Genomic DNA, 23980 nt, shown 5'->3' on the forward strand with positions numbered 1-23980 from the left:
GGAATTGCCCTGTGCACGCTACCAGCACAGCGGTGCAGGTTCATCGCTCCATAAAATCCAGCGCTGCACTTCCGCATAAGGCGATGTGCTGATGCTGAATGCATCCACCCCTTGCGGCAGGCGCTGCAGTCTCACCACGTAGCCGTTTTGCGTGGACACCCACACCCGGTCGCCGGTGGCCGATGCTCGGATGGCCGTGACCGCCCCGCCCATGTAGTGGTGCCACACGGCGTGGCCTGAGGCATCCAGCGCATGCAGCCAGCCTTCGGCATCACCCACCAGCGTGTGTTCTGTGTGCTCGCCGGGGCTATTGGCGCTTGGCATCATGAGCGGGGCAGAGGCTTCAATGCGCCAGTTGGATTCCGTCCATTGAGCCGTGGCTCCAGCCTCGCTCCATGCCATGTACTGGGTGCGGCCATCGTAGAGATGGCATGAGTGCGTCCACCACCGCTGGCCTTCCTGGGTGAAGTGGGCGTGGCAGGCATAGGCCGAGACCGGTGGCAGCGCCCGGATGACCTGCCCGTGCCAGTCCAGCAGAAGGTGCGGGCTGTCCTGGTCACCCACTGCGATGTGGCGTGCATCGGGCGACAGCGCCATGTGCAGCATGTGCAGGTGCAGTGCACCCTGCTGCTGGTTTTTGGGCCATGTGTAGGGGCCGTCTTCTTCCCAGGTCTGGGGGTGCAGCCGCCGCGCAGGCAATGGTTGTGCCTGCGGCTTGTCGGGTGTGCTGGGCCCCAGCAGATACACCCCGCTGGCATGGCGCACCAGCACGCGCTGGCCGTCGTCCCATGGAATCAGCTCTTCGCAGTCAAAAGGCATGGCGCTGGGCTGCAAACCCCAGGCCGGGGGCGTGCCTTCATTGCCGCGCGGTGGCTCGAACGTGGCCATCATCGGCCCATCCCACCCCAGGTGGGTGGTGATGCGACCCGCCTCGCAGCGGGCAAAGCAGCGCCCTTGCGGTGAGCGGCCCGCGCCCTGCAAGCCCGGCAAGGGCGTGGCGCGCAGGCCCTGCAGCAGCACCCATTGGGGGGCTCCGTTGGCCGTGGCGACGCGTGCCAGCAGACGCGGTTGAGGCGGCGTGATGCCATCGCCCGTGCCTTCATCCATGCCGTCATCCAGCAGGCAAAGCTGGCTGACGGTCTGGCCTGAACGGTAGGCGTGGTCTGCATACGCATCGGCTGCAAATGCAAAGCGCTGGCGAAAGCGCGCACTCAGCGCCGCATCGGCCTGCTGGTGCACGGCCCGGGCCAGGTGCAGTGCAGCGTTGGCATCTGGCGTGCGCGGGTCTTCGGGGGGTAGTTCCTCAGAAGTTGCAGAGGCAGCTTCGGCGGCTTGCTCAGCATGCTGCTCTGTAGGCGACTCAGCCCATCCGCTCCGCGCGTGGTCCGGTTCAAGCCATGGCATCCACTGCGTGCGGGTCTGCTGCACCCACTCTTGCCCCTGGCGTTGCCAACGCTCGGAAAGCGCCATCCACGGTTCATCAAAAATGGCCTCATCGGGCAGGGTGGGCGGCAAGGGCGGTTCTGCCAGCCAGCGCACGGGCTGGGGTGCGGTGGTGGGCTGTGTGGCAAGCCAAGCGGCTTCATGTTCGTCCACCGCGCGCAATGCCTGGTGCCACAGGCGCAGCAGGCGCGCCAGGTGGTCTGCGGCATGGGCGGGCAGTGCAGTGCGTTCATCGCCCTGGCGCTGGCTGCTGCTGATGCGCAGCAGCGGCGGTCCTTCACGCGCCTCATCCAGCTCCAACTGGTAGGCTGCGTGGGCGTTGTCCGGGGCATCGCCGGGCGCGTCTTCTCCATTAGCCCAGCTCAGTTTGAAGGCCAGGCCCCAAGGCTCACCTTCGTGCATGCAGGGCTCACGCGCCCCTATCCACAGCGGGCCTGCCCAGAAGCCGTTTTTGTCGCTGTCCCACCAGTCGTCGTACCGCTCCGCAAAAATGCGCCTGCCCACCAGTGCCCGCAACCGCGCGGGGGTGATCTCTGCCTGCACCTGGGCCCACAGCGGAAAGTGTGCGCGTGCCTGTGCCGTGCCTTTGCGCACATAGTCCAGCAAGCCCTGCCATGCGTGCTGGCAGGCGCGCCACGCGTCAGCATCGGTTTCCGGGTCCAGGGTCTGCCAGGCGGCGGGTTCACCTGCCTGGTAGCGGCGGTAGATCATGGTCAGCCCCTCAGGCTGAGTCGTGGGTACGCCCGCGCCGGTGCGGGTAGGGGGCTGTGCTTCATGGCGCTTGCGCCATGGCAGTGGCAGGGCTGCCAGGCGGGCCCGCCAGCCGCGTCGGCGGGCCGGGTCCTCTACCGCCAGGTAGAAGTCCCAGGTCTTCCACACGGTGATGAAAACACTGTCGTCACGGGCATCTCCGTCGGCATCCACATGCTTGCGGCAAAGCGAAAAATCCGTCTGCCCCCACCAGCCTGCTGCCGTGTACTCCTTATGTGCGATGACGGGGGAGCGCACCGCTGCCCGCAGGTTGGCGGCGCTGATGTGCTCGTCGGCAAACAGCGCTGCGGGCGGGGGCATCAGGGCTTGTACCTGCTCTGTGGTGTGTGTCAGTGCCTCACCTGCACGTGCGGCCTGCAGCAAGGCCGAACGGTGGGGCACATCGGCCAGCCGGGGTTGTGCGGGGGCCTCAGGGTTCAGAACCGAGGGGTGGAGCAGCAGCGCCAGCGTCTCGGCTGCGGGGGCTGGTGCCAAGGCGGAATCATCGGGGGGCGCATCGCCCACGGCAGGTTCGTGCCATGCAAAGTCGCACTGGTGGGGCTGGTGCAGTGTGGTGCGGTAGCCCCCGGTGAACAGCAGGGCTTGCGCGCTGGTGTGGCCCAGCACTTCCAGGCTTCCTGTCGCTTCACCCCTGCAATCACCGCAGTCACCCCAGTACAAGGTCCGCACCCGCAGATCGCCTTGCACATGCATTTGCTGGCCGCCCACCACCGCACATTCCATGGCGGCCTGGCCCATGACCAGCAGGTGTGCCGACACGCCCGCACCGTCGCTGGTGAGCGCACCTTGCAGATGCAGATGCCCGTTGACCCATAAAAGTGCGCCTTGGGGGTGGGCATGGGCAGCATCCACCGCCTCGGTCGGCAAGGGCGGCAACCAGTGGCCGTCGTCGCTGCGGCGCAGGCTCAAGTCCAGCGCTGCCAGGTTCAGGTCACCCTCCACGCACCAGACGGGTAAATGGCCCCAGGCCTGCGTGTCGCGCTGCAATGCCTCTGCCAGCCAGCATGACGCAGGCAGCCGGTGGGCGAGCGCTGCCAGTGTGGTGAGGTGGATGGGCGGGAAGGGCATGGGATGTGTGGAGAACAGCGCGCTCAATCCGGTTGATGGTAGGGCAACAAGAGACTGATCAGGTTCAGCCTTGGTTTAGTGGCCTTGCAACCAATGCCATGGCCATGCGGTCCACAGTCGATGCCAGTCCGAGGAGGGGGCATCGTGTTCTCGCTGATCGTCTGCGGAGTGTTCGGGCGCAAGAGGAGCACTGTCCACTGGCGGCAGCTGCAACCCACTGCGCAACTGCAGGACCTCCCCCGTCACCGGGTGTGGCACGTTCAACTGCCATGCATGCAGCCACAGTCGCTGGTGCCCCAGGCGTTCGGCCCACCAGCGGTTGAGGGGGCCTTTTCCGTGGGTGGCATCGCCAATGATGGGGTGGGCCAGGTGCTTGAGGTGCCTGCGGATCTGGTGGCGTCGGCCTGTGGTGGGCTGCGCTTCCACCAAAGAGGCCCGGGTGGTGGCAAAGCGCGGGTCACTCGCTTCAGGCACGGTGAGCTGGGCCAGGGTGCGAAAGCGGGTGTGGGCCTCCTGCACGGGCGCGTCGGGCGGTGCGTCGTCGGGCCGAAGGGGGTGGTCTACATCCACCTGCGCGGGTGCCCAGCCGCGCACCATGGCCAGGTAGCGCTTGGTGGTGGCGTGGTGTTCAAACGACTGCGACAGCGCCCGCGCTGCATCGCTGTGCAGCGCCATCACCAGCACGCCGCAGGTGCCTTTGTCGAGCCGGTGCACCGGAAACACATGCCGACCCAGCTGGTCGCGCAGGGTTTGCATCACAAACCGGGTCTCGCCTGCGTCCAGCCCCGTTCTGTGCACCAGCCAGCCCGCGGGCTTGTAGACGGCCACCATGTGCTCGTCTTGCCAGAGGATGTGCAGCGGCTGGGACATGGGGCGTGGAATGAAGTATTGAGAAAAAATGCCTGTAGCGCTTATTAAATAAGCGCAAGGTGCTATTTAAATTGTAGCAATGCTTTCCATCGGGTGAGCTGCGCCGGTACGCGTCACCCGGTGCGCGGGGTGGGGTGAGGGCAGCACGCGCAGCGGCGCGCGACAATTGGGCCAATGACCAAGACGATTCTTCCCCTGCAATTGCTGGTAGCGCCCAGCCAAGACGATCCTTCTCCCCTGGTGCTGTACCACGGCCGCCGCTGCCCTGATGGGTTTGGTGCAGCACTGGCTGCGTGGCTGTATTACGGCGACCGTGCCGAGTACGTGGGCCTGGACCATGGCGATGTTCAGTCCGTGGACGATCTGCCGGCCCTGGACGGGCGTGCGGTCTACATCCTGGATTTTTCCTTTTCAGCAGACATCCTGACGGCCATGGACGAGCGCGCCGCCAAGCTGGTGATGCTCGACCACCACAAGAGCGCGGCCGAAAAGCTCACGGGGTTTGCCTGCCGCTGCGGGGTGGTGCACTTTGACATGAACAAGTCCGGGGCCCGCCTGGCGTGGGAGTTTTTCCACCCGAACGAGCCCGTGCCCGCGCTGCTGCAGTATGTGGAAGACCGCGATATCTGGAAGTGGGAGTTTCCGCAGAGCGCGGCATTCCTGTCTGCGCTGGACATGGAAGGGCAGGACTTTGCCCGCTGGGCCGAGATTGCCCGTTTTGGTGCCGACCAGCTCGACGCCTTCACCGAGCGCGGGCGTGCCATGGACGAGAAGTTCCGCAAGATGGCCAACGACATTGCCGAGGGCGCACAGCCCCTGGTGTTCAACGGCATTGCGGGGCTGATGGTGAATGCGCCGGGCATGTTCCACAGCCTGGTGGGCGACATCCTCTCGGCCAAGACGGGCACCTTTGCGCTGATGTGGAGCGCCAGCGACAAGGGTGTGAAGGCTGGCCTGCGGTCACAGCGCAACTTTGACTGCATTGCGCTGGCAGAAAGCATGGGCGGCGGCGGCCATGCCCAGGCCTGCGGCTTTCGCATGCCCGTGTCCCGCCTGCCCGAGTTGCTGGGCGGCGTGCTCAACGCCTGAGGTCAGCTCTTCACAGGGCTTTGGGGGGCTGGGGCAGTGCGTCGCCCGTCAATGGGCGTCAGCTGCCTCTTCAAAACGGTCTACGGTGCGCAGTTGCTTGAAGCCCAGCGTCCAGCCGCCCACCACGCCCAGGGTGCACAGGCCGCCCAGCACCGCGGCGGGCACCACGCCCAGCCAGGCTGCGCTGGTGCCCGCGCGGAACTCGCCCAGTTCGTTGGACGAGCCGATGAACAGCATGTTCACGGCATTGACCCGGCCGCGCATGTGGTCCGGTGTAGAGAACTGCACCAGTGCACCGCGGATGTAGACGCTGACCATGTCTGCCGCACCTGCCACCAGCAAGGCCACCATGGACAGCCAGAACCAGGTGGACACTGCAAACACCAGGTTGGCCACACCAAACACCGCCACGGCAATGAACATCCGGCGGCCCACTTTGCTGTTGAAGGGGCGCATGCTCAGGTACAGCCCTGCGCCTACTTCGCCCACCGCCACGGCACTGCGCAATGCGCCCAGCCCTGCCGGGCCCACATGCAACACCTCGCTGGCGTAGATGGGCAGCAGCGCCACCACCCCACCCAGCAACACGGCAAACAGATCCAGCGAGATGGTGCCCAGAATGATGGGGCGCGAGCGGATGAAGCGGATGCCTGCGCCAAACCGCTCCCACATGGTGCCCAGGGCCGGGCCTGAGGGCCCGGCATGCACGGTGTTAACCCGCATCAGCAGCAGGGTGCCTGCAGAAAAGCACACAAAACACAGGGCGTAAGTCAGCTCGCCGCCGCCCAGCGCATACAGCACGCCGCCCAGCAGCGGACCGCCAATGCTGGCCGAGCGCATGAGCATGCTGTTGGCCGCAATGGCTTGTGCGAGCTGCTCACGCGGCACCACCTGGGGGAGCAGACTTTGCAGCGCAGGCCCCGAAAACGCGCGCGAGCTGCCAAAGGCCACCAGCACCACATACACCCCGGCCACGCCGCTGGCCCCATGCCCGGAAAGCCACCACAGCCCCGCGCTGCACAGGGCGCCCACGGCCCAGCTCAGCGACAGAATGGTTTTGCGGGGGAAGCGGTCAATCAGGTCGCCCGCAGGCAGCAGCAGGCAGAGCATGGGCAGAAACTGGGCCAAGCCCACGTACGCCAAAGCCAGGGGATTGCGCGTCAGGTCGTACACCTGCCAGGCCACTACCACGGCCTGCACCTGGGTGGCGAAGACGGCCATGAGGCGTGCGCTGATGAAAGAGAGAAAGCCGGGGTGGCGGTAGATGCTGGCCGTTGTGGCCGCCTGGGGCGTGGTGGTGGAGGACGTCACTTTGCGGGGCGGCGCAAGCCGCACATGAGATTGATTCGCATGCTAACGCTTTGTGACGCAGTCTGCTGAGCGGCTTGTGAAGCAAGCCATCGGGGCTGTCTGCATTTTTTGCATAAGTTTTCAGCAGTGCCGCCGATAACCCAGAAAAGCAGCGAGCACTTCCTTTTTGCAGAAGCTCCGGGAACAGGGGCAGGGGAAGCACGGTGCACCAAGGGGCTGGGCCTGTTCAATGCCGCGTTGAACAGGCCCAGGGGAGCGCGCGACCTTCGGGTGGCGCGTGATTGTCTGGAGACTTGCCGAGAGCATTGCCATGGGGCTGAGTGTCAACACCAACCTGATGTCGCTGACTGCGCAGCGCAGCCTTGGTCGCACCCAGGGGGATCTGGCCTCGTCCATCCAGCGTCTGTCGTCCGGGTTGCGCATCAACAGCGCCAGGGATGATGCGGCCGGGCTGGCGATTTCAGAGCGGTTCACCAGCCAGATACGTGGGCTGAACCAAGCCACGCGCAACGCCAACGATGCCCTCTCGCTGCTGCAAACCGCCGAGGGTGCGATGGCGGGCGTGAACAACAATCTGCAGCGCATTCGTGAACTGGCAGTGCAAGCCGCCAACGGCACGTACAACGCTTCAGACCGCAAGGCCATGCAGGCTGAGGTAGCGCAACTGGCGGCTGAAATCGACCGATCTTCCCTGGCGACAGAATTCAACGGCATGGCCGTGTTTGACCCCAGCCGTGCCAGCGCCGTGGGCGACACCGACCAGTTGGCTGTGTTCGACGGCATGACCAGCGTGGGCAGCTGGCTGGAGAGCAGCGAGCAATTGATCTCGCGCTACTACGGCATCAAGGCCGATGGCGCAAAGCTGGATATCCGGTACACCGGGTTTACCGACAACGCTGGTGGCGTGGCCGCCTATGTGCAGGCTACGGGGTTTGATGCCCAGGGGCGCGGCACCAATCTGGTGTTGCAGGTGGACATGGCCGACTTTGTGCCCCCCAACCTCCCTGACGGAGGCTCGGCCCCTTACTACAACGACCGCATCATTGCCCACGAGATGGTGCACGCCGTGATGGCCCGTGCCACCAACTGGCAGGACATCACCAGCAACCACCTGTGGTTTGCCGAGGGCACGGCCGAGTTCATACAGGGGGCTGATGAGCGGGTGAAAGCTGATGTGGCCAGCTCCAGCGCGGCGGCGGTGACTGCGGCGATCAATGGTCCATCGAACACCAGCGCGTTTTATTCGGCCAGCTATTCGGCCGTGCGCTATATGCACAGCCGCATCAAGGGGGCGGGCGGCGAGGGCGTGAAGGATGTTCTGACCTACATGCAGAACAACCCGGCTGCCACGCTGGACCAGGCCCTTGCCAATGCGTCCAGCGGTCAGTTTGCCAGTGCCGCTGATTTCAAGACCCAGTTTGCAGCGGCAGGTGCTGCGTTCATCGGCTCCTTTAACCTCAACAACGAGGACACCGGTGCCATCGGCGGTCTGGACGTGGACGGGGGCGACGTGAAAACCGCCACCGGCGCAGTGCCCAATAGCGGCAGCCGCTCAGGCACCGACGTGCTGGACGGATTTGCCGAGTCGTTCGAATCCATCGCCAAGTCGGGCGGCTCCACCACCAGCAAGGTGTTCCAGATCGGGGCCAACGCCAACCAGACGCTGGAGACGCGAGTGGGTGCCGTCAACCTCAGCGCCCTGGGTCTGCGCAGCACGCTGGACTTGACCGTCTCTCCCGCCCAGGCCATTGTGGCGGTAGACCGTGCGCTGGACTACATCAACGGCCAGCGCGCGGTGATTGGCGCCCAGGCTTCGCGGCTCGAAAGCACCATGTCTACCTTGCAAAACAGCAGCGAAAACCTCTCTGCCAGTCGGGCGCGCATTGTGGATGCCGACTTTGCTGTAGAGACGGCTTCCCTGGCGCGGCAGCAGATTCTGCAGGCGGCGGGCTCGGCCATGGTGGCGCAGGCCAACCAGTTGCCGCAAGGGGTGTTGGCACTGTTGCGTTGATGGAGGTTTTCTCCCCCTCTTTTCTTCAGTCCCGTCGCTGGTGACGCGCCGAACCGTACCCAGGCCGTCAGCCATTCAACGCTGGCTGTGCCTATGCCTGTAGGTCCATGGCGCTTGCGGGCGCTTTTGTGACCACAGGCCCATTCGGTCTGCCTGCGCACGCTCCTGCAACGGCACCAGTTGCGGGTGCTTTTTGGCATAGGGCGTGTAAACCCACGCCAGCCCTGCGCTGACCTGTGCGGCTGCCACATCCCTGCCAGCGCAGCGCACTTTGGCCACTGTGCGGCCATAGTCGTCTCGGTCCAAGGGTTGCAGCGTTGCCTGCTGGCGAAAGCACAGCCTGCTCAGGTTTTCTTTGGACCGCACACCAAAGGCCTGCTTGCTCTCTGGCGCATCAATGGCGGCAATACGGACTTTGACTTGCTGGACGGTGCCCGTGTTGCCGCAGCGTGCGGTCAAGGTGTCCCCATCACTGATGGCAACGACGAGGCAGATGAGGGCGGTAACGGACACGGTGAACGATCAGGCTGAGGGTGAGATGAAGAATGCAAGCCAATGACAAGCCAGTGGCGCTGCCAGCAAAAGGGGCGCAACTATAAGCGTCTTTGTGCGTGCCGCCGTGTTCGTGTTCCGGCAGCCGCGTGCGGTTGTGTTTCGGGTTGTTTCGGCAGGGCGCACAAGACAGTTTGGCTGCCTCTTCGCCACTAAGATGCCACGCTTGGTCTGCAGCACCCCTGTGGCGCTGGCTTTGCCGCCCCGGTGGCATCGTGCAGAACCCTCAAGCGAAAAGGACAACGATTTTGGACAGGTTCAAAACCCTTGGGCGTGCCCGCCTGCTCAGCATGGTGTGCGTTGCCGCCATGGCCGTGTGGAGTGCCAATGCTTGCGCGCAGGCACTGCCCCGACATGGCGGGGCAGCAGCGCATCTGCCGCTGGTGTCGCAGCTGTGGCATGTGGATTACGACGTGGCGGCTGATGGCCGAGCGTCTGTCACTTACGCCACGCAGCACAAAGTGGCGCAGGCCAGCGCGCTGGAGCGGATGAAGTCTTTCTCCTTCACCTTCAACGCCAGCGCGCAAAGTGCGCAGATGCTGGAGGCCTACACGCTCAAGGCAGACGGGCGGCGCATTCCTGTCGCCGCAGACAGCTACCAGAGCGAGCCCGTGGATGGACGCGATGCACGCGCTGGGGCCAAGGCCTCGCTGGCAGATCGCATGCGCATTTCGCTGGTGTTTCCTGAACTGGAGGTGGGCGACTCGGTGGGTGTGCGCTATCGCATCGATGACAAGGCCCCCGTGTTCGCAGGGGCCTTCTCCGCTGTGCAGGGGTTCTCTCCCTACGGTGTGCACGAGGACAGCCGTATCACCGTGCGTGCAGCCAAGGGGCTGAACCTGCGGTTTGAGGCCCATGGGCTGCAGGAGCTGCCCGCGGTGGAAGAGGGCAGCACTACGGTGCGCCAGTGGCGCTATCAGAACACCCAGCCCCGCACCTGGGATGACGCCGATGCCGGGGTGTGGCGGCTGGACGAATCGCCCGTGCTGCTGGTCAGCACCTTTGCCGACTACCAAGGCATTGCCAAGGCCTACGCTGCCAAGGCGTTACCCCAAGCCAAGCCTACGCCGCGTGCGGAGGCATTGGCCCAGTCCGTCATTGGTGCCCAGGCAGACCCCCGGGAGCGGGCCCGCCTCTTGTATGAATGGGTTTCCACCCAGATAGCAGACAGCGGCAGCTGCCTGGGCCCCGGCACTGGCGCGCTGCGTGACCTGGACAGCGTGCTGGAGAGCAAGACCGGAGATTGCGCCGAGCAGGCCACCCTGCTGCAAGCCTTGTGGGCGGCCGTGGGGGTGCGCAGCGAACAGGTGCTGATGAACGCAGGCGAGCTGTACGACCTGCCCGATACCCCGGTGGCCGCCAACTTCAACCATGTCATCAACTACTTGCCTGATTGGCAGATGTATGTCGATGCCACCGCCAAACAGGTGCCTTTTGGCTACCTGCCCGCCAGTGCCTACGGCAAGCCCGTCATCCATGTGGGGGGTGAGAAGGTGATGGCCGCTATCCCCCCTGCCAGTTCGGACCAGACCGAGCAGCGCATGCGCATGGCCGTGCAGGTGGCTGCAGATGGCAGCGCCAAGGGTTCGCTGAACGTTTCCTTCAAAGGGTTGGCGGCTGCGCAGACGCGGGCGTACATGGCCGGTCTGCAAGGCGATAGCGAGCGCGAGTTTGTGCGCAACGCTCTGGCAAGCGCGGGCTTTCGCGGCAAAGGGGTGCTGGACCGCGGCGATCTGTCTGTAGCCAAGGCCCTGTCAGACAGCTACACCTTTTCCATCACCTTCGATATCGACAAGTATCTGCAGGCTGGCACGCGTGGTGGCTTTGTACTGCGCCCGGTGGTGAACCTGCCTTTGTCCATGGCCCATTTGTCGGAGGCCGAAGACAAGCCCGTGCCACGCAGACGCACAGGTTGCTACGGCTACCACAGCTACGAGACTTACGAAATGGAGCTGGGCCCCGGCGTGACCTTTAACCGGGTTCCCCCCGACACCAAGACGAGCAACCGCACGTTGAACTACAGCGCCACCTATGAGCGTACAAAGACGGGATACCTGGTCAACCGCGAGGTGCACGACGCCACCCCCCAGGGGCTGTGCAGCCCCGAGTACGCAGCGCAATGGAGTGCAGAGGCCAAGCCTATTGCGCAGAGTCTGCAGGCTCAGGTGTATTACCAGCGCGCAAATCAGCGTGCCGATCCACGCAAGGATGCCCGCAAAGACCAGCGCGCCGTGCCTCGCAAAAACCAGCGTAGCAAGCGGTAATCGGCTCTGGTGCTATTTAACCGCTTGAGATCGGTGAAGGCCTTTGAAAATGAGCGCAGGCAGCTATTAAAAAAGTAGCAAGAGGGGCTCTGCACTTATGCTGCTGGGAACTCACCGTGGTGATTGCTGCTCTTTCAGTTCAGCATGATCCGGTGGGCTGACGGTTGTGCGTGATGCGCGGCTGTTTTTGTCGGGCCCCCGGCTACAGTTCTTTACCAACCCTGTTCATCCGGGTGTCTGCAAAACAGGCTACCCTTTCACTCATAGCGCTACAGCATCCTCGTAAGCGTCTTGTCTGGAGAGTACGGCTTTGAATCACCATCCACGCGCCTTGCCTGGCGAGGCATTTTCTGCCCGCATGCGGCGCATTGCCTGCGCTGCCGCGGTGTGCACAGCAGGCCTGTTGTCGGCCTGTGCCACCAACAGCACCCCCCCGGTTTTTTACGGGCCACAGGAAAAGTTTGGCTCCGTGGCCACGTATTCGCGCCTGTTTGACGCGACCCCTGCGCAGACGTGCGAGGCCTCGCGCCGCGCCTTGCTCAGCCAAGGCTACATCATCAACACCACCACGGCCGAGATGGTGGAGGGGAAAAAGAACTTTCAGCCCAGCGCAGAAACCCACCTGCAAATGGTGATTCGCGTGGTGTGCGTGCCCGACAACCCCAGCGGCAAAGTGAGCCTGGGCTTTGTCACCGCGCTGCAGGACAGCTACACCCTGCGCAAGACCAACAACTCCGCCAGCCTGGGAGTGGGGGCTTTGGGGTCTGTTTCGCTGCCCATTGCTGCCAGCAGCGATTCGTTGGTGAAGGTGGGCAGCGAAACCATCGCCGCCGACAGTTTTTACGACAGCTTTTTTGACCTGATCAAGCGCTATCTCGTGGCTGACGACATGCCTGCTGAAATCACATCCGGCGGTTGAGCGGGATGCATCCCTCGGGGATGCCCTGTGCAAAAGCACATGAAAGCCAGAAAAGCCGGGTATATGCCCGGCTTTTCTTTACTTTTGGCTGGTTTTGCAGGACGATCAACATCTAAGCCTGTGCTCACTTTGCGCTTGCCAGAGGCATTTTTCTGATGCCGATGCGCCATAAAGGTTGCCGGGCTCTTGCTGAACGCTTCTGATCTTTGCCAGGAGACCGCCATGGACCCCATCCAGCCCCGTTCCGAATCGAGTAGCCGCTACGGCAATGTGTTCGCAGCCAATTCCACCAGCAACGTGGCCAGCAGCCGCGCCAGTGGCAATGGCGGTGCCAACGGAACACAGGCGAGCGAGTCCCCGGCCAGCACCACCGCAAGCTCCTCCACCCCCACCACCGTCACGCTGAGCCGCCGTGCGCAAGAGCTGGCGGCGCGGCAGTCTGACGAGAACGAGCGGGTGAGTACCCAGCAGGACAACGAGGCGCAGGAAGCACGCCAGGCCTCTGAAGATGCCGCAGCCACCCGTGCGGTGGCCCAGCAGGCCAGCGTGCAGCAGGCCAATGCCCAGCAAGCGGGCAACAACCAGCGCGAGGCGCAGATGCGCCGGGCCTACCAGTCGGATGGTGTCTCGGCCATGGGCTGATCCCACCCCTATCTCCATAGCTCCACCCACCTGAGGACACGATCATGGTCACCGCCGTCAGCCCCATTGCCGCGGCACCCAGCACCTCTTACGCCGTGCAAAACGCACGGCGCGAGGCCCAGCAGGCAGAGCAGACGGCCCGCAATCTGGAAAACCAGGCCCAGGCCGCCCAGCGCAGTGCCGACCAGGAGCAGGCGCGTGCGGATGATCTCAACACCCGGTCTTCGGATGCCAACCAGCGCTCAGCCACTGCGCGCAGCAACCTTGCGTCTCTGAGCGACCAGAGCAGCCGCACGCTGCCCGTCCCATCGCAGCCCCCGCAGGACCCCGCCTTGCTCAGTGCATCGGGACGCATGGGCGCTGGTCGCGCGTCGGGGCTCTACGTCAACGTGTACGCCTGAGGGCGTTTGACGGCTTGGTTTCAGTGCTTGGCTCGTAAGCGGGAGGCTCCACCTGCTTCCATTGGCCCGGCTCCAGCCCTTGCAGTGAATAGGGGCCAACCGCAGCGCGCACCAAGCGCAGGGTGGGGTAGCCCACAGCGGCCGTCATGCGACGCACCTGCCGGTTGCGGCCTTCTCGTATCACCAGTTCCAGCCATGCGGTGGGAATGGACTTGCGCTCGCGGATGGGTGGCACCCGGGCAGCAAGGGCGGGTGCGGGCTCCAGCAGGCGGGCCCGGGCGGGCAGGGTGGGGCCGTCGTTGAGCTGCACCCCCTGGCGCAGCGCCATGAGCGCGGCCTCGTCCGGCACGCCCTCCACCTGCACCCAGTAGGTTTTCTCCATCTTGAACCGCGGGTCTGCAATGTGCGCCTGCAGCTTGCCGTCGTTGGTCAGCAGCAGCAGCCCTTCGCTGTCCGCGTCCAGCCGCCCGGCCACATACACGCCGGGCAGGTCGATGTAGTCCTTCAAGCCCTGCCACTGCCCTTCGGGGGTGAACTGGCTGAGTACTCCGTAGGGCTTGTGAAAGCAGATGAGCTGTACGGCCTGCGCGGGCAGGCGGGGAGACACTGGCCTGCGGGCAGCAGCTCCGTCTCCACCGCGTTGCCCTGTGGATGAACGCCCAGCGGGCTTGGAGCCCGTGGCCTTGTCACGCACGGGTATGGAAGGGCGTGTCAGCGTGGGGCGGCGGCTGGCAGGGGCGGTCATGCAGGCCGGCTCAGTCTTCGCTCTTGCCCACCACGGCGCGTACACCGGCAGCGCCAACATCCACCGTGGTTCCTACCACCGTGGCTCCTACCTTGACGGTGGTGCTGACCACGGTCACCGCAGCATCTGCCACGGTGACGACTGCGCAGCCCGTGCTAAGCAGCGCGGCAGCCAGCAAAGCGCCCAGCAGCGGGGCGCTGCGCAGAGTGCAACGCGACGGACGTTGGGGAAGAGGAGCGGTGTGTGGTGTCGCGCAGGGTGGCATGGTGATGGGCTCTGGTGGAGGGCTGTGTTCAGCGGATTTGCAAATGCAGGCGCGATTTGGAGCAGATATTAGAGCGGCTAACAAAACTCAGCGCAGCGGCCTTGGCTAGGCGTTTCGTCGCAGGCAGTACGCCGGGTACGACAAGACCGAACAACGACGCCAAGGGAGTTTTTTAGCCGCTCTTACTCTATGAACAGTGCCGGGTCCACCATGGTACGGTTCAGCATCACCCCCCAGTGCAGATGCGGCCCGGTCACGCGCCCTGTGGCACCCACCTTGCAAAAAGCCTCGCCCGCGCGCAGCGTGTCGCCCACGCGCACATCCACGCTGCTCAGGTGGCAGTACATGGTGAGCAGGCCGTGCCCGTGGTCCAGCCACACGGTGCCGCCGTTGAAGAAGTAATCGCCCGTGTCGATCACTTTGCCCGGCAGCGGTGCCACCACGGCTGTGCCCGTCGGTGCTGCAATGTCCATGCCGCTGTGTGGATTGCGCGCCTGGCCATTGAAGACGCGGCGCAACCCAAAAGAGCTGGAGCGCCGCCCTGGCACGGGTTGCTTCATGTACAGCGAGGGTAGCGCACCTCCTGTGGGCTCGCTCCAGCTTGCCATCACGCCCGCCTGGTGGTCGCGTTCGCGCGCGTAGCGGGCCTGGTCTTCGGGGGAGAGGTCTACCGTGCGCGGCGCGACCTTGAGTTCCTGCTGCGCATAGCGCTTGTCGCCTACCGAGTAAGCCACTTGCCGGGGCTCGCCCTGACCCGTCACGGTGATGAAAGCCGCACCCACCTGCGCGGCCAGCGGAATGCCCACCACGGCCGTCCAGCCTGCGGCGCTGCCAACCACCATCACCGGTACATCAGCATCGCCCTGGCGGACATGGGCCACAGGCCGTTGCGCCGCAGGGCCCAGCGGCAAGCGCGCCACGCCACCGGGAACCAGGGATGCGCGAGGCCACACCTTGTTCGAGGCGCTCTGGGAAGGGGGCAAGGCGCCCGCTTGGCTGGCCTTGCCCGTCGCTGCCTGTGCCTCAGCGGCGCTGCCAGGCAGCAGGCCAGTGAACACGCTTGGAAGAGTCACGCTGCCCAACGTGGCAAGCAGGGTACGGCGGTGGAGTGGGAACATGGTCAATGCAGAACCCCCGGAGGGAGAGCGCAGGGCGCTCCACCGGAGGATTCAATGGGAAAATGCTGCTAGCGCCCATTCTATAAGCGCAGGCAGCTATTATTTTTGAAGTGAATTCAGACTGTGCAAGAGCGCTTGAGGGCTCGGGCTGCCGAGCACACGTCTGCCAATGTCCGGCCCGGATAGGCCTCAGATGGGCTCGAACTCGTAGGTGACCGTTTCGCTGTCCACCATGTCCAGCACATCGTTGAGCACGTCATCATCATCGGTGCTGGTCCAGGTGTCTTCAGGGTCGGTGGCAAACAGGGGTTCAATGGCCAGGTCCATGAAGGTGCCGTTGGGCAGCTTGAGCACGGGGGTGCCTTCGGACGTATCGACCAGCTCCCAGTCATCGGGTACGGACATTTCCAGCTGGATGGTGACGTTGAGTTTTTTCATGACAGTTTTCCTTGGTAAGGGCTTGTGAAGGGTAACTGAGTTTGGCGAGAAAAGTGCTGCCAGGGCACAAAATACCAGCGCAGGCAGCTATCAAAAAAGGAGCTTGGGGCGCTTGGTTTCCGGCTCTTGGTTAAGAGCGGCTCACAAAACTCAGCGTAGCGGTTCTGGCTAGACGCTGCGTCGCAGGCAGTACGCGTAGTACGACAAGACGCAGCAACGACGCCAGAAGAGTTTTGTTAGCCGCTCTAAGCGCTAGTCCGGAATCTGCGCCTCCACCAGCAGCGCCAGCAGTTGCAGCGACTCCTGCCAGCCCATATAGCAGGCCTCGGTGGGAATCATCGCCGGGATGCCTTCCTGCACCGCCCGCAGCTCGGTGCCGACCGACACGGCCGTGAAGGTCACGGTGGTGCGCATTTCGCCGGGCAGGTTGGTGTCGTCAAAACGGTCGGTGTTGACGATGCGTTGACCCGGCACCAGCTCCAGATAACGCCCGCCAAACGCATGGACGTGGCCGGTCGACAGGTTGGTGAACTGCATGCGGTACACACCGCCCACGCGGGCATCCATCTCCAGCACACGCCCGGTAAAGCCGTGGGGTGGCAGCCACTTGGCCATGGCATCGGGGTCCAGAAAGGCGCGATACACCCGCTCTGGCGGGGCGCGCAACACGCGGTGCAGGGTGATGGTGCCGGGCGGGGATTGGCTTGGGGTCATGTCGGGCCTCGGGGGGATGCTTGGGGCGCCCATCATCCCCCGGCCCTGCGCCGCTGTAAACGCCTGCGCCGCTGGCTTTACACGGTGTTTCCAGCGGTCTTGATCGGCCAGGTGCGCTCAGGCGGCTGCCTGCACGCGCACCGCGTAGCTGGTGCTGCCCTGGGCCCACTGCACCAGGCGGTCGATGTTGGGGTGCTTGCCGGGGTTTGCATGGGCGTCGGCGGTGTGCTCGGCATACCACTCCAGGCCGAGGCTGGCGGCGGCGGGGGTGATGTGGCCGCCATACAGCGCGGCCAGTGCCGCATACAGCGCCAGCGATCCGGCCTGGCCGGGCTTGTTCTCCAGGGTGGCAACCACTTGCCCGTCAGCATCCAGCACTTGCAGGGATGTGAGGTGAGCGGCAGAGGGCAGTTGCTTGAGGCGGTCAGCGAAGTTCATGGGTCAAGTTCCAAACGAAAAAAAGGCCGGTGCATTGCTGCACCAGCCCGTGGGATCCAGCGGCCTGCCATCTCAACGGCAGGCCACAGCGCAGGGGCGTGAAGTTAACCCACTTTTTCGCCCTGTGTCGGGTTCCTCCACAATGCCCGCTTACTTCTTCAAGTCGAAGCGGTCCAGGTTCATCACCTTGGTCCAGGCGGCCACGAAGTCGCGCACAAATTTAGCTTGTGCATCGGCCTGGGCATACACCTCGGCAATGGCCCGCAATTGCGAGTTGGAGCCAAACACCAGGTCCACCCGGCTGCCTGTCCACTTCACGGCACCGGTCCTGCGGTCACGGCCTTCGTACATGCCGTCGGCGATGGCTGCGGGGCTCCACACTGTGCCCATGTCCAGCAGGTTCACAAAGAAGTCGTTGGTCAGCTGCCCTGCGCGCTGGGTGAACACGCCATGCTGGGTGCCGCCCACATTGGTGCCCAGCACGCGCAGGCCACCCACCAGCACGGTCAACTCGGGCGCGCTCAGGGTCAGCAGTTGCGCCTTGTCGATGAGCAAGGCTTCGGCGGGCACGCTGTAGGCCTTCTTCTGGTAGTTACGGAAGCCATCGGCCACGGGCTCCAGCACCGCGAACGACTCCACATCGGTCTGCGCCTGGCTGGCGTCGGTGCGGCCGGGGGTAAAGGGCACTTCCACCGCCTGGCCTGCAGCCTTGGCGGCCGCTTCCACACCGGCGTTACCGGCCAGCACGATCAGGTCGGCCATCGACACCTTCTTGCCGCCGCTTTGGGTGCTGTTGAACGCGGCCTGCACACCTTCCAGCACGCCCAGCACCTTGGCCAGTTGCGCAGGCTGGTTGGCTTCCCAGTCCTTTTGCGGGGCCAGGCGAATGCGTGCGCCGTTGGCACCGCCGCGCTTGTCCGATGCGCGGAAGGTCGATGCCGAAGCCCAGGCGGTAGACACCAGCTCGGCCACCGTGAGGCCCGATGCCAGCACCTTGGCCTTGAGCACGGCCACGTCCTGCGCGTCGATCAATGCATGGTCTACCGCAGGCAGCGGGTCTTGCCAGATGAGGTCCTCGGCGGGCACTTCAGGGCCCTTGTACAGGGCCTTGGGGCCCATGTCGCGGTGGGTCAGCTTGAACCAGGCGCGGGCAAAGGCGTCGGCAAACTCGGCCGGGTTCTGATGGAAGCGGCGGGCAATCTTTTCGTACGCAGGGTCCATGCGCAGCGAGAGGTCGGCCGTGGTCATCATGGGCGGGTGCTTCTTGCTGGGGTCGTGCGCGTCGGGGATCATGTGCTCGGGCTTCACATCCTTGGCCACCCACTGGTGCGCGCCGGATGGGCTCTTGGTCAGCTCCCACTCGTAGCCAAACAGCATGTCGAAGTAGCCGTTGTCCCAGGTGGTGGGGTTGGGCTTCCAGGCGCCTTCAATGCCGCTGGTGGTGGTGTGCACACCCTTGCCCGTGCCCAGTTTGTTGATCCAGCCCAGGCCTTGCACTTCAATGGGGGCGGCTTCGGGCTCGGGGCCGACCAGGGTGGGGTCGCCTGCGCCGTGGGCCTTGCCAAAGGTGTGGCCACCGGCCACCAGGGCCACGGTCTCTTCGTCGTTCATGGCCATGCGGGCAAAGGTTTCGCGCACATCGCGGCCGCTGGCCACTGGGTCGGGCTTGCCGTCCGGGCCTTCGGGGTTCACGTAGATCAGGCCCATCTGAACGGCGGCCAGGGGGTTCTCCAGGTCGCGCTCGCCGCTGTAGCGGCTGTTCGGCTTGTCGCTGGTGGCCAGCCATTGGGCTTCAGCGCCCCAGTAGATGTCTTCTTCAGGCTGCCAGATGTCGGCACGGCCCCCGGCAAAGCCAAAGGTCTTGAAACCCATGGATTCGAGCGCCACGTTGCCCGCCAGAATCATCAGGTCGGCCCACGAGATGGCGTTGCCGTACTTTTGCTTGATGGGCCACAGCAGGCGGCGGGCCTTGTCCAGGTTGCCGTTGTCGGGCCAGCTGTTGAGCGGGGCAAAACGCTGGTTGCCCGTGCCCGCGCCGCCACGGCCATCGCCCGTGCGGTAGGTGCCTGCGCTGTGCCAGGCCATGCGTATGAACAGGCCACCGTAGTGGCCCCAGTCGGCAGGCCACCAGTCTTGTGAATCGGTCATCAAGGCCTTCAGGTCTGCCTTCAGCGCTGCGTAGTCCAGTTTTTCAAAAGCAGCGGCGTAGTCAAAGTCTTCACCCAGCGGGTTGGATGCGGGGGCGTGCTGGTGCAGGATGCCCAGGTTCAGCTGGTTGGGCCACCAGTCGCGGTTGGACTGCCGTGCCACTGCCGTCTTGGCGCCTTGCGCGCTGGTGGCGCTGTGGAAGGGGCATTTGGATTCGCTGCTGCTCATGGGACTCTCCTTTTGGTTGGTAACCAGTGCTGTTGTTAAGTGGCTGAAGAATATTTCAATCAACAGTCGTAATCCATTGATTAAAACTAATCGCTGGCATGCATTGGCGCTATGCCATCTGGCCGCTGACGAAGGGGCTTGCGTGGTAACTCCGCATTGGCATCCATCGTGCTTTGGCTTACGGTGCTTGCGCTATCGCGTTTTCCCTCCACCGTCCCCCCGTATTTCCCGGAGCCTTTTTGAAATGACCCCTAAGAAATTCATCGCCATCGCCGCTGCGGCCGTCATCACCTGCTTGTCTTTCACCCAGGCGGCGCAGGCCGGCCCGCGGCTCGACAAGATCATGGAAACCAAAACCATCCGCGTGGGCTCGCCGGGTGACTACCGCCCCTTCGCCATCAAGACCGATGCGGGCTTCTCCGGGCACGACATTGACGTCATCGAAACCATGGCCAAAGAACTGGGCGTGAAGATCGAATACGTGCAGACCTCCTGGCCCAACCTGACCAAGGACCTGCAGGCCGACAAGTTCGACGTGGCGGTGGGGGGCATCACCCGCAACGTCACCCGCATGCGCCTGTTTGACATGCTGCCCGGCTACGCACCCTTTGGCAAAGTGGCCCTGGTGCGTAGTGCCGACAAGGCCAAGTACACCAGCCTTGAATCGCTGAACCAGCCCGCCGTGCGCGTCATCAAGAACCCTGGTGGCACCAACGAAACCTTTGTGCTGGCCAACCTCAAGGCCGCCCAGGTCAGCACGCACGACAAAAACGCCGAGATCCCTGCGCTGATTGCCGAAGGCAAGGGCGACGTGATGATCACCGAAACCTACGAAGCCCTGCACTACGCCAAGGCCGACCCGCGCCTGCACGCAGCGTTTGTGGACGCACCGCTCACGCCCAAGAACTACCTGGGCTTCATGATGCCCACCGACGACGCTGACTACACCCGTGTGATGGGCTTTGTGTGGAACCTGATCGACAGCCGTGGCGCCATCCAGCAGGCCGCCACCAAGTGGTTGAAGTAAGCCGCCCTGTGGGCGCACTGCCGACCGGACGGAGTTACCCCGTCCTCTGCATCCCCCGGCAAAATAAAGGCCCCGGCCACACGCCGCACACTCCTTCCGGCGTTGCAGCCGGGGCTTTTTTCATGACCGCACCCAGCACTGCACCCTCCACGGCATTCCCTCCCGCTTCGTATCCCATTGGCACCCCCGGCCAGCCCTGGGGGCCTGCCGAGCTGGCCCAGTGGCGCGCACGCCAGGTGCGCCAGCGCAGCTATGCCGACGATGTGCTGGCCGCTGTGGATGCGCTGCGCCCCCGCTTTGACGTGACGAGCTATGGCGAAGTAGCCTATGGCGATGAACACTATGCGCTGCAGGCCATTCGCCCCCACGCCTGGGTGGCGGGCCTGCCCACCGTGCTGGTCACCGGCGGCGTGCATGGCTACGAGACCAGTGGCGTGATGGGTGCGCTGCAGTTTGTGGAGCAGCATGGCGAGCGCTATGCAGGCCGGGTGAACTGGTTGGTGGCCCCCTGCGTCAGCCCTTGGGGGTGGGAGCGCATCCAGCGCTGGAACCACGACGCTATCGACCCCAACCGCAGCTTTCGCCCCGGCACCACGGTGCAGGAGTCAGCCGCGCTCATGGCGCTGGTGGCCCAGGTGGAATCTCTGCATGGCCCATTTGCGGCACAGTTTGCAGCGCACATTGACCTGCACGAAACCACCGACACCGACGAATCCGAATACCGCCCCGCCGTGGCCGCGCGCGATGGCAAGGCGTTTGAGCCCGGCACCATTCCCGACGGGTTTTACCTGGTGGACGACACCGAGAACCCCCAGCCCGCGTTTCAGCAGGCTGTACTGCAGGCCGTGGCCCGCGTCACCCACATTGCCCCGCCGGACGAGCGCAACGAAATCATCGGCTCGCCCATGACAGAGCCTGGCGTCATCCGCTACCAACTGGCGGCCTGGGGCCTGTGCGGCAGCGTGACGGGCGCCCGCTACACCACCACCACCGAGGTCTACCCTGACAGCCCCCGCACCACGCCCGCTGCCTGCATTGCAGCGCAGGTGGTGGCTGTGTGCGCGGCGCTGGATTTTGTGCTGGCCAGCAGCCACTGACCCGCGCATGGACGACGTTGCAAAGCACAAGCGCCAGGTGAGGCAAGCGCTGGCGCAGCGTGGCCTGGGCGCGTGGATGAATGACACCAAGTGGCGTGAGCTGCTGGGCGCTATCAACGCGCTGCCGTTTCCGCCCCCGTACCAGCGCAAAGACCTGCTGCACGCTGAGCCCGAACCCAGCACCTTCGATGCAGACGTTTGGTATCTGGGCGACTGGGTGGAGGGGATTCACCCTTTGTATTCGATCGAATGGCTGCGCATCCGGCCCCGATACCTGGAGCCTGCCGGCCAGTTGCTGCCACCCACAGTGGTCGACTGCGAGGCTGCGCTGGAACAGGCACTGCAGTCCCTGGGGGTGCCCTATGACAAGGCCGATGGCTCGATCTGGATCTATGGCTATCGGTAGTGAGTATCTGAATAAAAATGGCTGCTAGTGCTTATGGATAAAGCGCTGGCAGCTATTGAAAGCGTAGCAATCTGCGCCGCAGTCACGCCTTCCACGCCCCCCGGTGCGATGCCGATGCCTCCTCAATCAGCGCAGGCCCAATGCATTCGATGGCGTGGCCTGAGGTGTTGAACACATCGCGGCACGACAGCTCGGCATCGCGCTGGTCCAGCCGCTCGCCACGGAACACGCGCAGCCGCTCGGCGTCGATGCCGTACACCACGCGGCCAATGGCCGACCAGAAGATGGCACCTGCGCACATCACGCACGGCTCGCCCGACGAGTAGAGCGTGGCCTGGGCCAGCGCCTCGCGGCTGTGGCGCGGGCTCGCCAGGCGGATGGCCGATGTCTCGGCGTGCGCCGTGCAGTCGCCCGTCTCGCCATTGGCGTTCCAGGCCTCGGCCAGCACGGTGTCGTCTGGCGCCACAATCACCGCGCCAAAAGGGCGGTTGCCACGCGCACGGGCCGTGTCGGCCAGCGCAATGGCGTGGCGCAGGTAGCGGCCATCGCGCTCGTCCAGTGGCACCTCTGCTGGCAGCATCGGCTGGGTGGGCAGGGCCGTCATGCTGCCACCTTGCGGTCAACCGCTGCGGGCAAAAAGCTGGGGTTGAACACCCGGTCTGCCGCAGGTTTGCGCGCCAGGCCGTACACGGTGGCCACTTCGTCCACCTGCTGCGCCAGCACGCTGGCCTGCACGCCGCCCAGGCCCACGCTTTGCACCTCGGGTGCAGCCAGGTATTGGCGGGTGATGGTCCAGCGCTCGCGCTCCACATCCATGTTCAAAATCGGCTCGCGTGTCTTGATGGCGGCCAGCGCGGCATCGGGGTTTTGCAGCGTCTCGCGCAGGGCGCGGTTGCTGGCGCGCAGGAAGGCTTTGGCCGCCTCGGGCTTGTCTTGCAGCAGCTTGCCCGCCAGGATGGCGTTGCCATACAGCTGCAAGCCCGCCTTGCCGTATTCGAGCACGGCCAGGTCTTTGGTGGGCATGCGTGCAAACAGCGACACGGCCGAGTCGTGAAAGTACGTGGCGGCGTCCACATCGCCGCGCACCATCACGTTGTCGCGGGCGCTGAAATCGGTGGTCACCCATTCAAACAGGTCGGTTGTGGTCTTGAGGCTGCGCGCCACCATGGGCCAACTGCGGCGGGTGGATTCCACCGCCGCCGCCGCCACGCGCTTGCCTTTGAGCGAGGCAAAGTCGCTGGTCACGCCCTTGTCCTTGCGGCCAATGATGACGAAGGGCGCGCGGTTGTAGTACTGGTAGATGGCCTGCACCGGCGTGTCGGGGTTTTGGGCGTGGAACTCGGTCAACGAGCTGATATCGCCCAGCCCCAGGTCATACGCCCCGCTGGCCACGCGGGTGATGGAGGCGACTGATCCCGCGCCCACATCAATGCTCACGTCCAGCCCTTCGTCCTTGTAGTAGCCCTTGGCCAGCGCCAGAAAGAAGGGCGACGTCTGACTGGTGACCCGAAAGTCCAGCGTGAACTTGAGCGGTGTGAGCGGCCCCTGGGCGTGCACCCACGGTGCAGCAAGGCTGATGGAAGAGGCGACAGAGGTGGAGAGAAACAGGCGTCTTTGCATGGTGGTGCCCCATTGAACAAGTGCTGCAGACCACCGACCGCACTCGCCGTGGCGGGGCAGGGCGCGCGCCCCTGCACAAGGCAAACGGGCACCCGCACCAGCCACCGGCACACGCCAGGCAGGTCGGCACGTAACTGAGCAATTTCCGGGCGGCACAGGCGCGGGGCCTGTGTGCTGAACGCTTCTACTCAAGGGCATGCCAATGCATGAAGCGTGCCCGGCGCGCGACACGATGGCTGTGCCTGGCCTGTGATTGAGGCTGTTCTTGCTGCAACGCAAAGGGTGCGCGGCGTTTTTGTGGTGGTGGCTGCGCGGCCTGCTGGCTGCTTGCGTTGGCCTGCGTACACGGCGCTGCACCAGCTTGCGCACGCCGTTGTGGTGCAGGGCATCACCGA

22 protein-coding genes are annotated in these 23980 nt (G+C 64.5%); 9 read left to right on the forward strand and 13 right to left on the reverse strand.

From position 1 onward, the window contains the following. Positions 1-18 precede the first annotated feature (18 nt). Both AACH87_RS09535 and AACH87_RS09540 read right to left on the reverse strand, forming a co-directional pair. A complete protein-coding gene (locus AACH87_RS09535; RefSeq protein WP_338798579.1) occupies positions 19-3282 on the reverse strand; it encodes a WD40 repeat domain-containing protein in 3264 nt (1087 codons plus the stop codon). A gap of 75 nt (positions 3283-3357) precedes the next feature. Further along, positions 3358-4152: a pseudouridine synthase gene (locus tag AACH87_RS09540; protein WP_338798580.1), complete on the reverse strand. Its 795-nt coding sequence runs from the start codon at positions 4150-4152 to the stop codon at positions 3358-3360. A 174-nt stretch (positions 4153-4326) separates the two neighbouring features. On the opposite strand from AACH87_RS09540, the gene AACH87_RS09545 reads away from it, so the two are divergent. Continuing rightward, positions 4327-5241: a DHHA1 domain-containing protein gene (locus AACH87_RS09545; RefSeq protein WP_338798581.1), complete on the forward strand. Its 915-nt coding sequence runs from the start codon at positions 4327-4329 to the stop codon at positions 5239-5241. A 48-nt stretch (positions 5242-5289) separates the two neighbouring features. On the opposite strand, the gene AACH87_RS09550 is transcribed toward AACH87_RS09545, so the two are convergent. Then, positions 5290-6552: an MFS transporter gene (locus tag AACH87_RS09550; protein ID WP_338798582.1), complete on the reverse strand. Its 1263-nt coding sequence runs from the start codon at positions 6550-6552 to the stop codon at positions 5290-5292. 310 nt (positions 6553-6862) lie between these two features. Here AACH87_RS09550 and AACH87_RS09555 point away from each other — a divergent pair, with 310 nt between their 5' ends. Beyond that, positions 6863-8563, forward strand: a complete 1701-nt coding sequence (locus AACH87_RS09555; protein WP_338798583.1) for a flagellinolysin — start codon at positions 6863-6865, stop codon at positions 8561-8563. Between the two features lie 75 nt (positions 8564-8638). On the opposite strand, the gene AACH87_RS09560 is transcribed toward AACH87_RS09555, so the two are convergent. Further along, the gene (locus AACH87_RS09560) at positions 8639-9076 is read right to left on the reverse strand and encodes a thermonuclease family protein (RefSeq protein WP_338798584.1); all 438 of its coding nucleotides are present in this window, start codon (positions 9074-9076) and stop codon (positions 8639-8641) included. Positions 9077-9363: 287 nt separating this feature from the next. Between AACH87_RS09560 and AACH87_RS09565 the strand changes: the two genes are divergently transcribed. The 4 genes from AACH87_RS09565 to AACH87_RS09580 all read left to right on the forward strand — a co-directional run bounded on the left by AACH87_RS09565 (position 9364) and on the right by AACH87_RS09580 (position 13341). Then, complete coding sequence (locus tag AACH87_RS09565) at positions 9364-11379, forward strand: DUF3857 and transglutaminase domain-containing protein (RefSeq protein ID WP_338798585.1); 2016 nt, start codon at positions 9364-9366, stop codon at positions 11377-11379. 358 nt (positions 11380-11737) lie between these two features. Continuing rightward, positions 11738-12298 carry a DUF2242 domain-containing protein gene (locus AACH87_RS09570; RefSeq protein ID WP_338798905.1) on the forward strand — a complete coding sequence of 187 codons (561 nt, stop codon included), beginning with the start codon at positions 11738-11740 and terminating at the stop codon, positions 12296-12298. A 222-nt stretch (positions 12299-12520) separates the two neighbouring features. Next, positions 12521-12940 (forward strand): hypothetical protein, encoded by a 420-nt coding sequence (locus AACH87_RS09575; RefSeq protein WP_338798586.1) that lies wholly within the window; start codon positions 12521-12523, stop codon positions 12938-12940. A 44-nt stretch (positions 12941-12984) separates the two neighbouring features. Next, positions 12985-13341 carry a hypothetical protein gene (locus AACH87_RS09580; RefSeq protein WP_338798587.1) on the forward strand — a complete coding sequence of 119 codons (357 nt, stop codon included), beginning with the start codon at positions 12985-12987 and terminating at the stop codon, positions 13339-13341. Here the strand turns inward: AACH87_RS09580 and AACH87_RS09585 are convergent. From AACH87_RS09585 to katG, 7 genes are all read right to left on the reverse strand, one after another. After that, positions 13325-13948, reverse strand: a complete 624-nt coding sequence (locus AACH87_RS09585) for a pseudouridine synthase (RefSeq protein ID WP_338798906.1) — start codon at positions 13946-13948, stop codon at positions 13325-13327. The two genes, AACH87_RS09580 and AACH87_RS09585, sit on opposite strands and share 17 nt — an antisense overlap. 148 nt (positions 13949-14096) lie before the next feature. Continuing rightward, the gene (locus tag AACH87_RS09590; RefSeq protein ID WP_338798588.1) at positions 14097-14351 is read right to left on the reverse strand and encodes a hypothetical protein; all 255 of its coding nucleotides are present in this window, start codon (positions 14349-14351) and stop codon (positions 14097-14099) included. A 182-nt stretch (positions 14352-14533) separates the two neighbouring features. Continuing rightward, positions 14534-15469, reverse strand: a complete 936-nt coding sequence (locus AACH87_RS09595; RefSeq protein ID WP_338798589.1) for a peptidoglycan DD-metalloendopeptidase family protein — start codon at positions 15467-15469, stop codon at positions 14534-14536. A gap of 189 nt (positions 15470-15658) precedes the next feature. Then, positions 15659-15907 (reverse strand): hypothetical protein, encoded by a 249-nt coding sequence (locus tag AACH87_RS09600; RefSeq protein WP_338798590.1) that lies wholly within the window; start codon positions 15905-15907, stop codon positions 15659-15661. Positions 15908-16159: 252 nt separating this feature from the next. Next, on the reverse strand, positions 16160-16621 hold the full coding sequence (locus AACH87_RS09605) for an SRPBCC family protein (RefSeq protein WP_338798592.1): 462 nt from the start codon (positions 16619-16621) through the stop codon (positions 16160-16162). Positions 16622-16738: 117 nt separating this feature from the next. After that, on the reverse strand, positions 16739-17059 hold the full coding sequence (locus AACH87_RS09610) for a DUF2322 family protein (RefSeq protein WP_338798593.1): 321 nt from the start codon (positions 17057-17059) through the stop codon (positions 16739-16741). A gap of 150 nt (positions 17060-17209) precedes the next feature. Further along, positions 17210-19435 carry a catalase/peroxidase HPI gene (katG, locus tag AACH87_RS09615; RefSeq protein ID WP_338798595.1) on the reverse strand — a complete coding sequence of 742 codons (2226 nt, stop codon included), beginning with the start codon at positions 19433-19435 and terminating at the stop codon, positions 17210-17212. Positions 19436-19679: 244 nt separating this feature from the next. Between katG and AACH87_RS09620 the strand changes: the two genes are divergently transcribed. From AACH87_RS09620 to AACH87_RS09630, 3 genes are all read left to right on the forward strand, one after another. Further along, on the forward strand, positions 19680-20462 hold the full coding sequence (locus AACH87_RS09620) for a transporter substrate-binding domain-containing protein (RefSeq protein ID WP_338798596.1): 783 nt from the start codon (positions 19680-19682) through the stop codon (positions 20460-20462). 122 nt (positions 20463-20584) lie between these two features. Next, complete coding sequence (locus tag AACH87_RS09625; protein WP_338798597.1) at positions 20585-21559, forward strand: M14 family metallocarboxypeptidase; 975 nt, start codon at positions 20585-20587, stop codon at positions 21557-21559. Positions 21560-21566: 7 nt separating this feature from the next. Beyond that, the gene (locus AACH87_RS09630; protein ID WP_338798598.1) at positions 21567-21965 is read left to right on the forward strand and encodes a DUF6678 family protein; all 399 of its coding nucleotides are present in this window, start codon (positions 21567-21569) and stop codon (positions 21963-21965) included. An 82-nt stretch (positions 21966-22047) separates the two neighbouring features. Here AACH87_RS09630 and AACH87_RS09635 read toward each other — a convergent pair whose 3' ends face one another. Next, the gene (locus tag AACH87_RS09635; RefSeq protein ID WP_338798600.1) at positions 22048-22569 is read right to left on the reverse strand and encodes a nucleoside deaminase; all 522 of its coding nucleotides are present in this window, start codon (positions 22567-22569) and stop codon (positions 22048-22050) included. Continuing rightward, on the reverse strand, positions 22566-23585 hold the full coding sequence (locus AACH87_RS09640; RefSeq protein WP_338798602.1) for an ABC transporter substrate-binding protein: 1020 nt from the start codon (positions 23583-23585) through the stop codon (positions 22566-22568). Before AACH87_RS09640 ends, AACH87_RS09635 begins: the two co-directional genes overlap by 4 nt. Between the last annotated feature and the right edge of the window lie 395 nt (positions 23586-23980).

This window comes from Acidovorax sp. DW039 (genome assembly GCF_037101375.1).
In the GTDB taxonomy this organism is placed as follows: Bacteria; Pseudomonadota; Gammaproteobacteria; order Burkholderiales; family Burkholderiaceae_C; genus Acidovorax.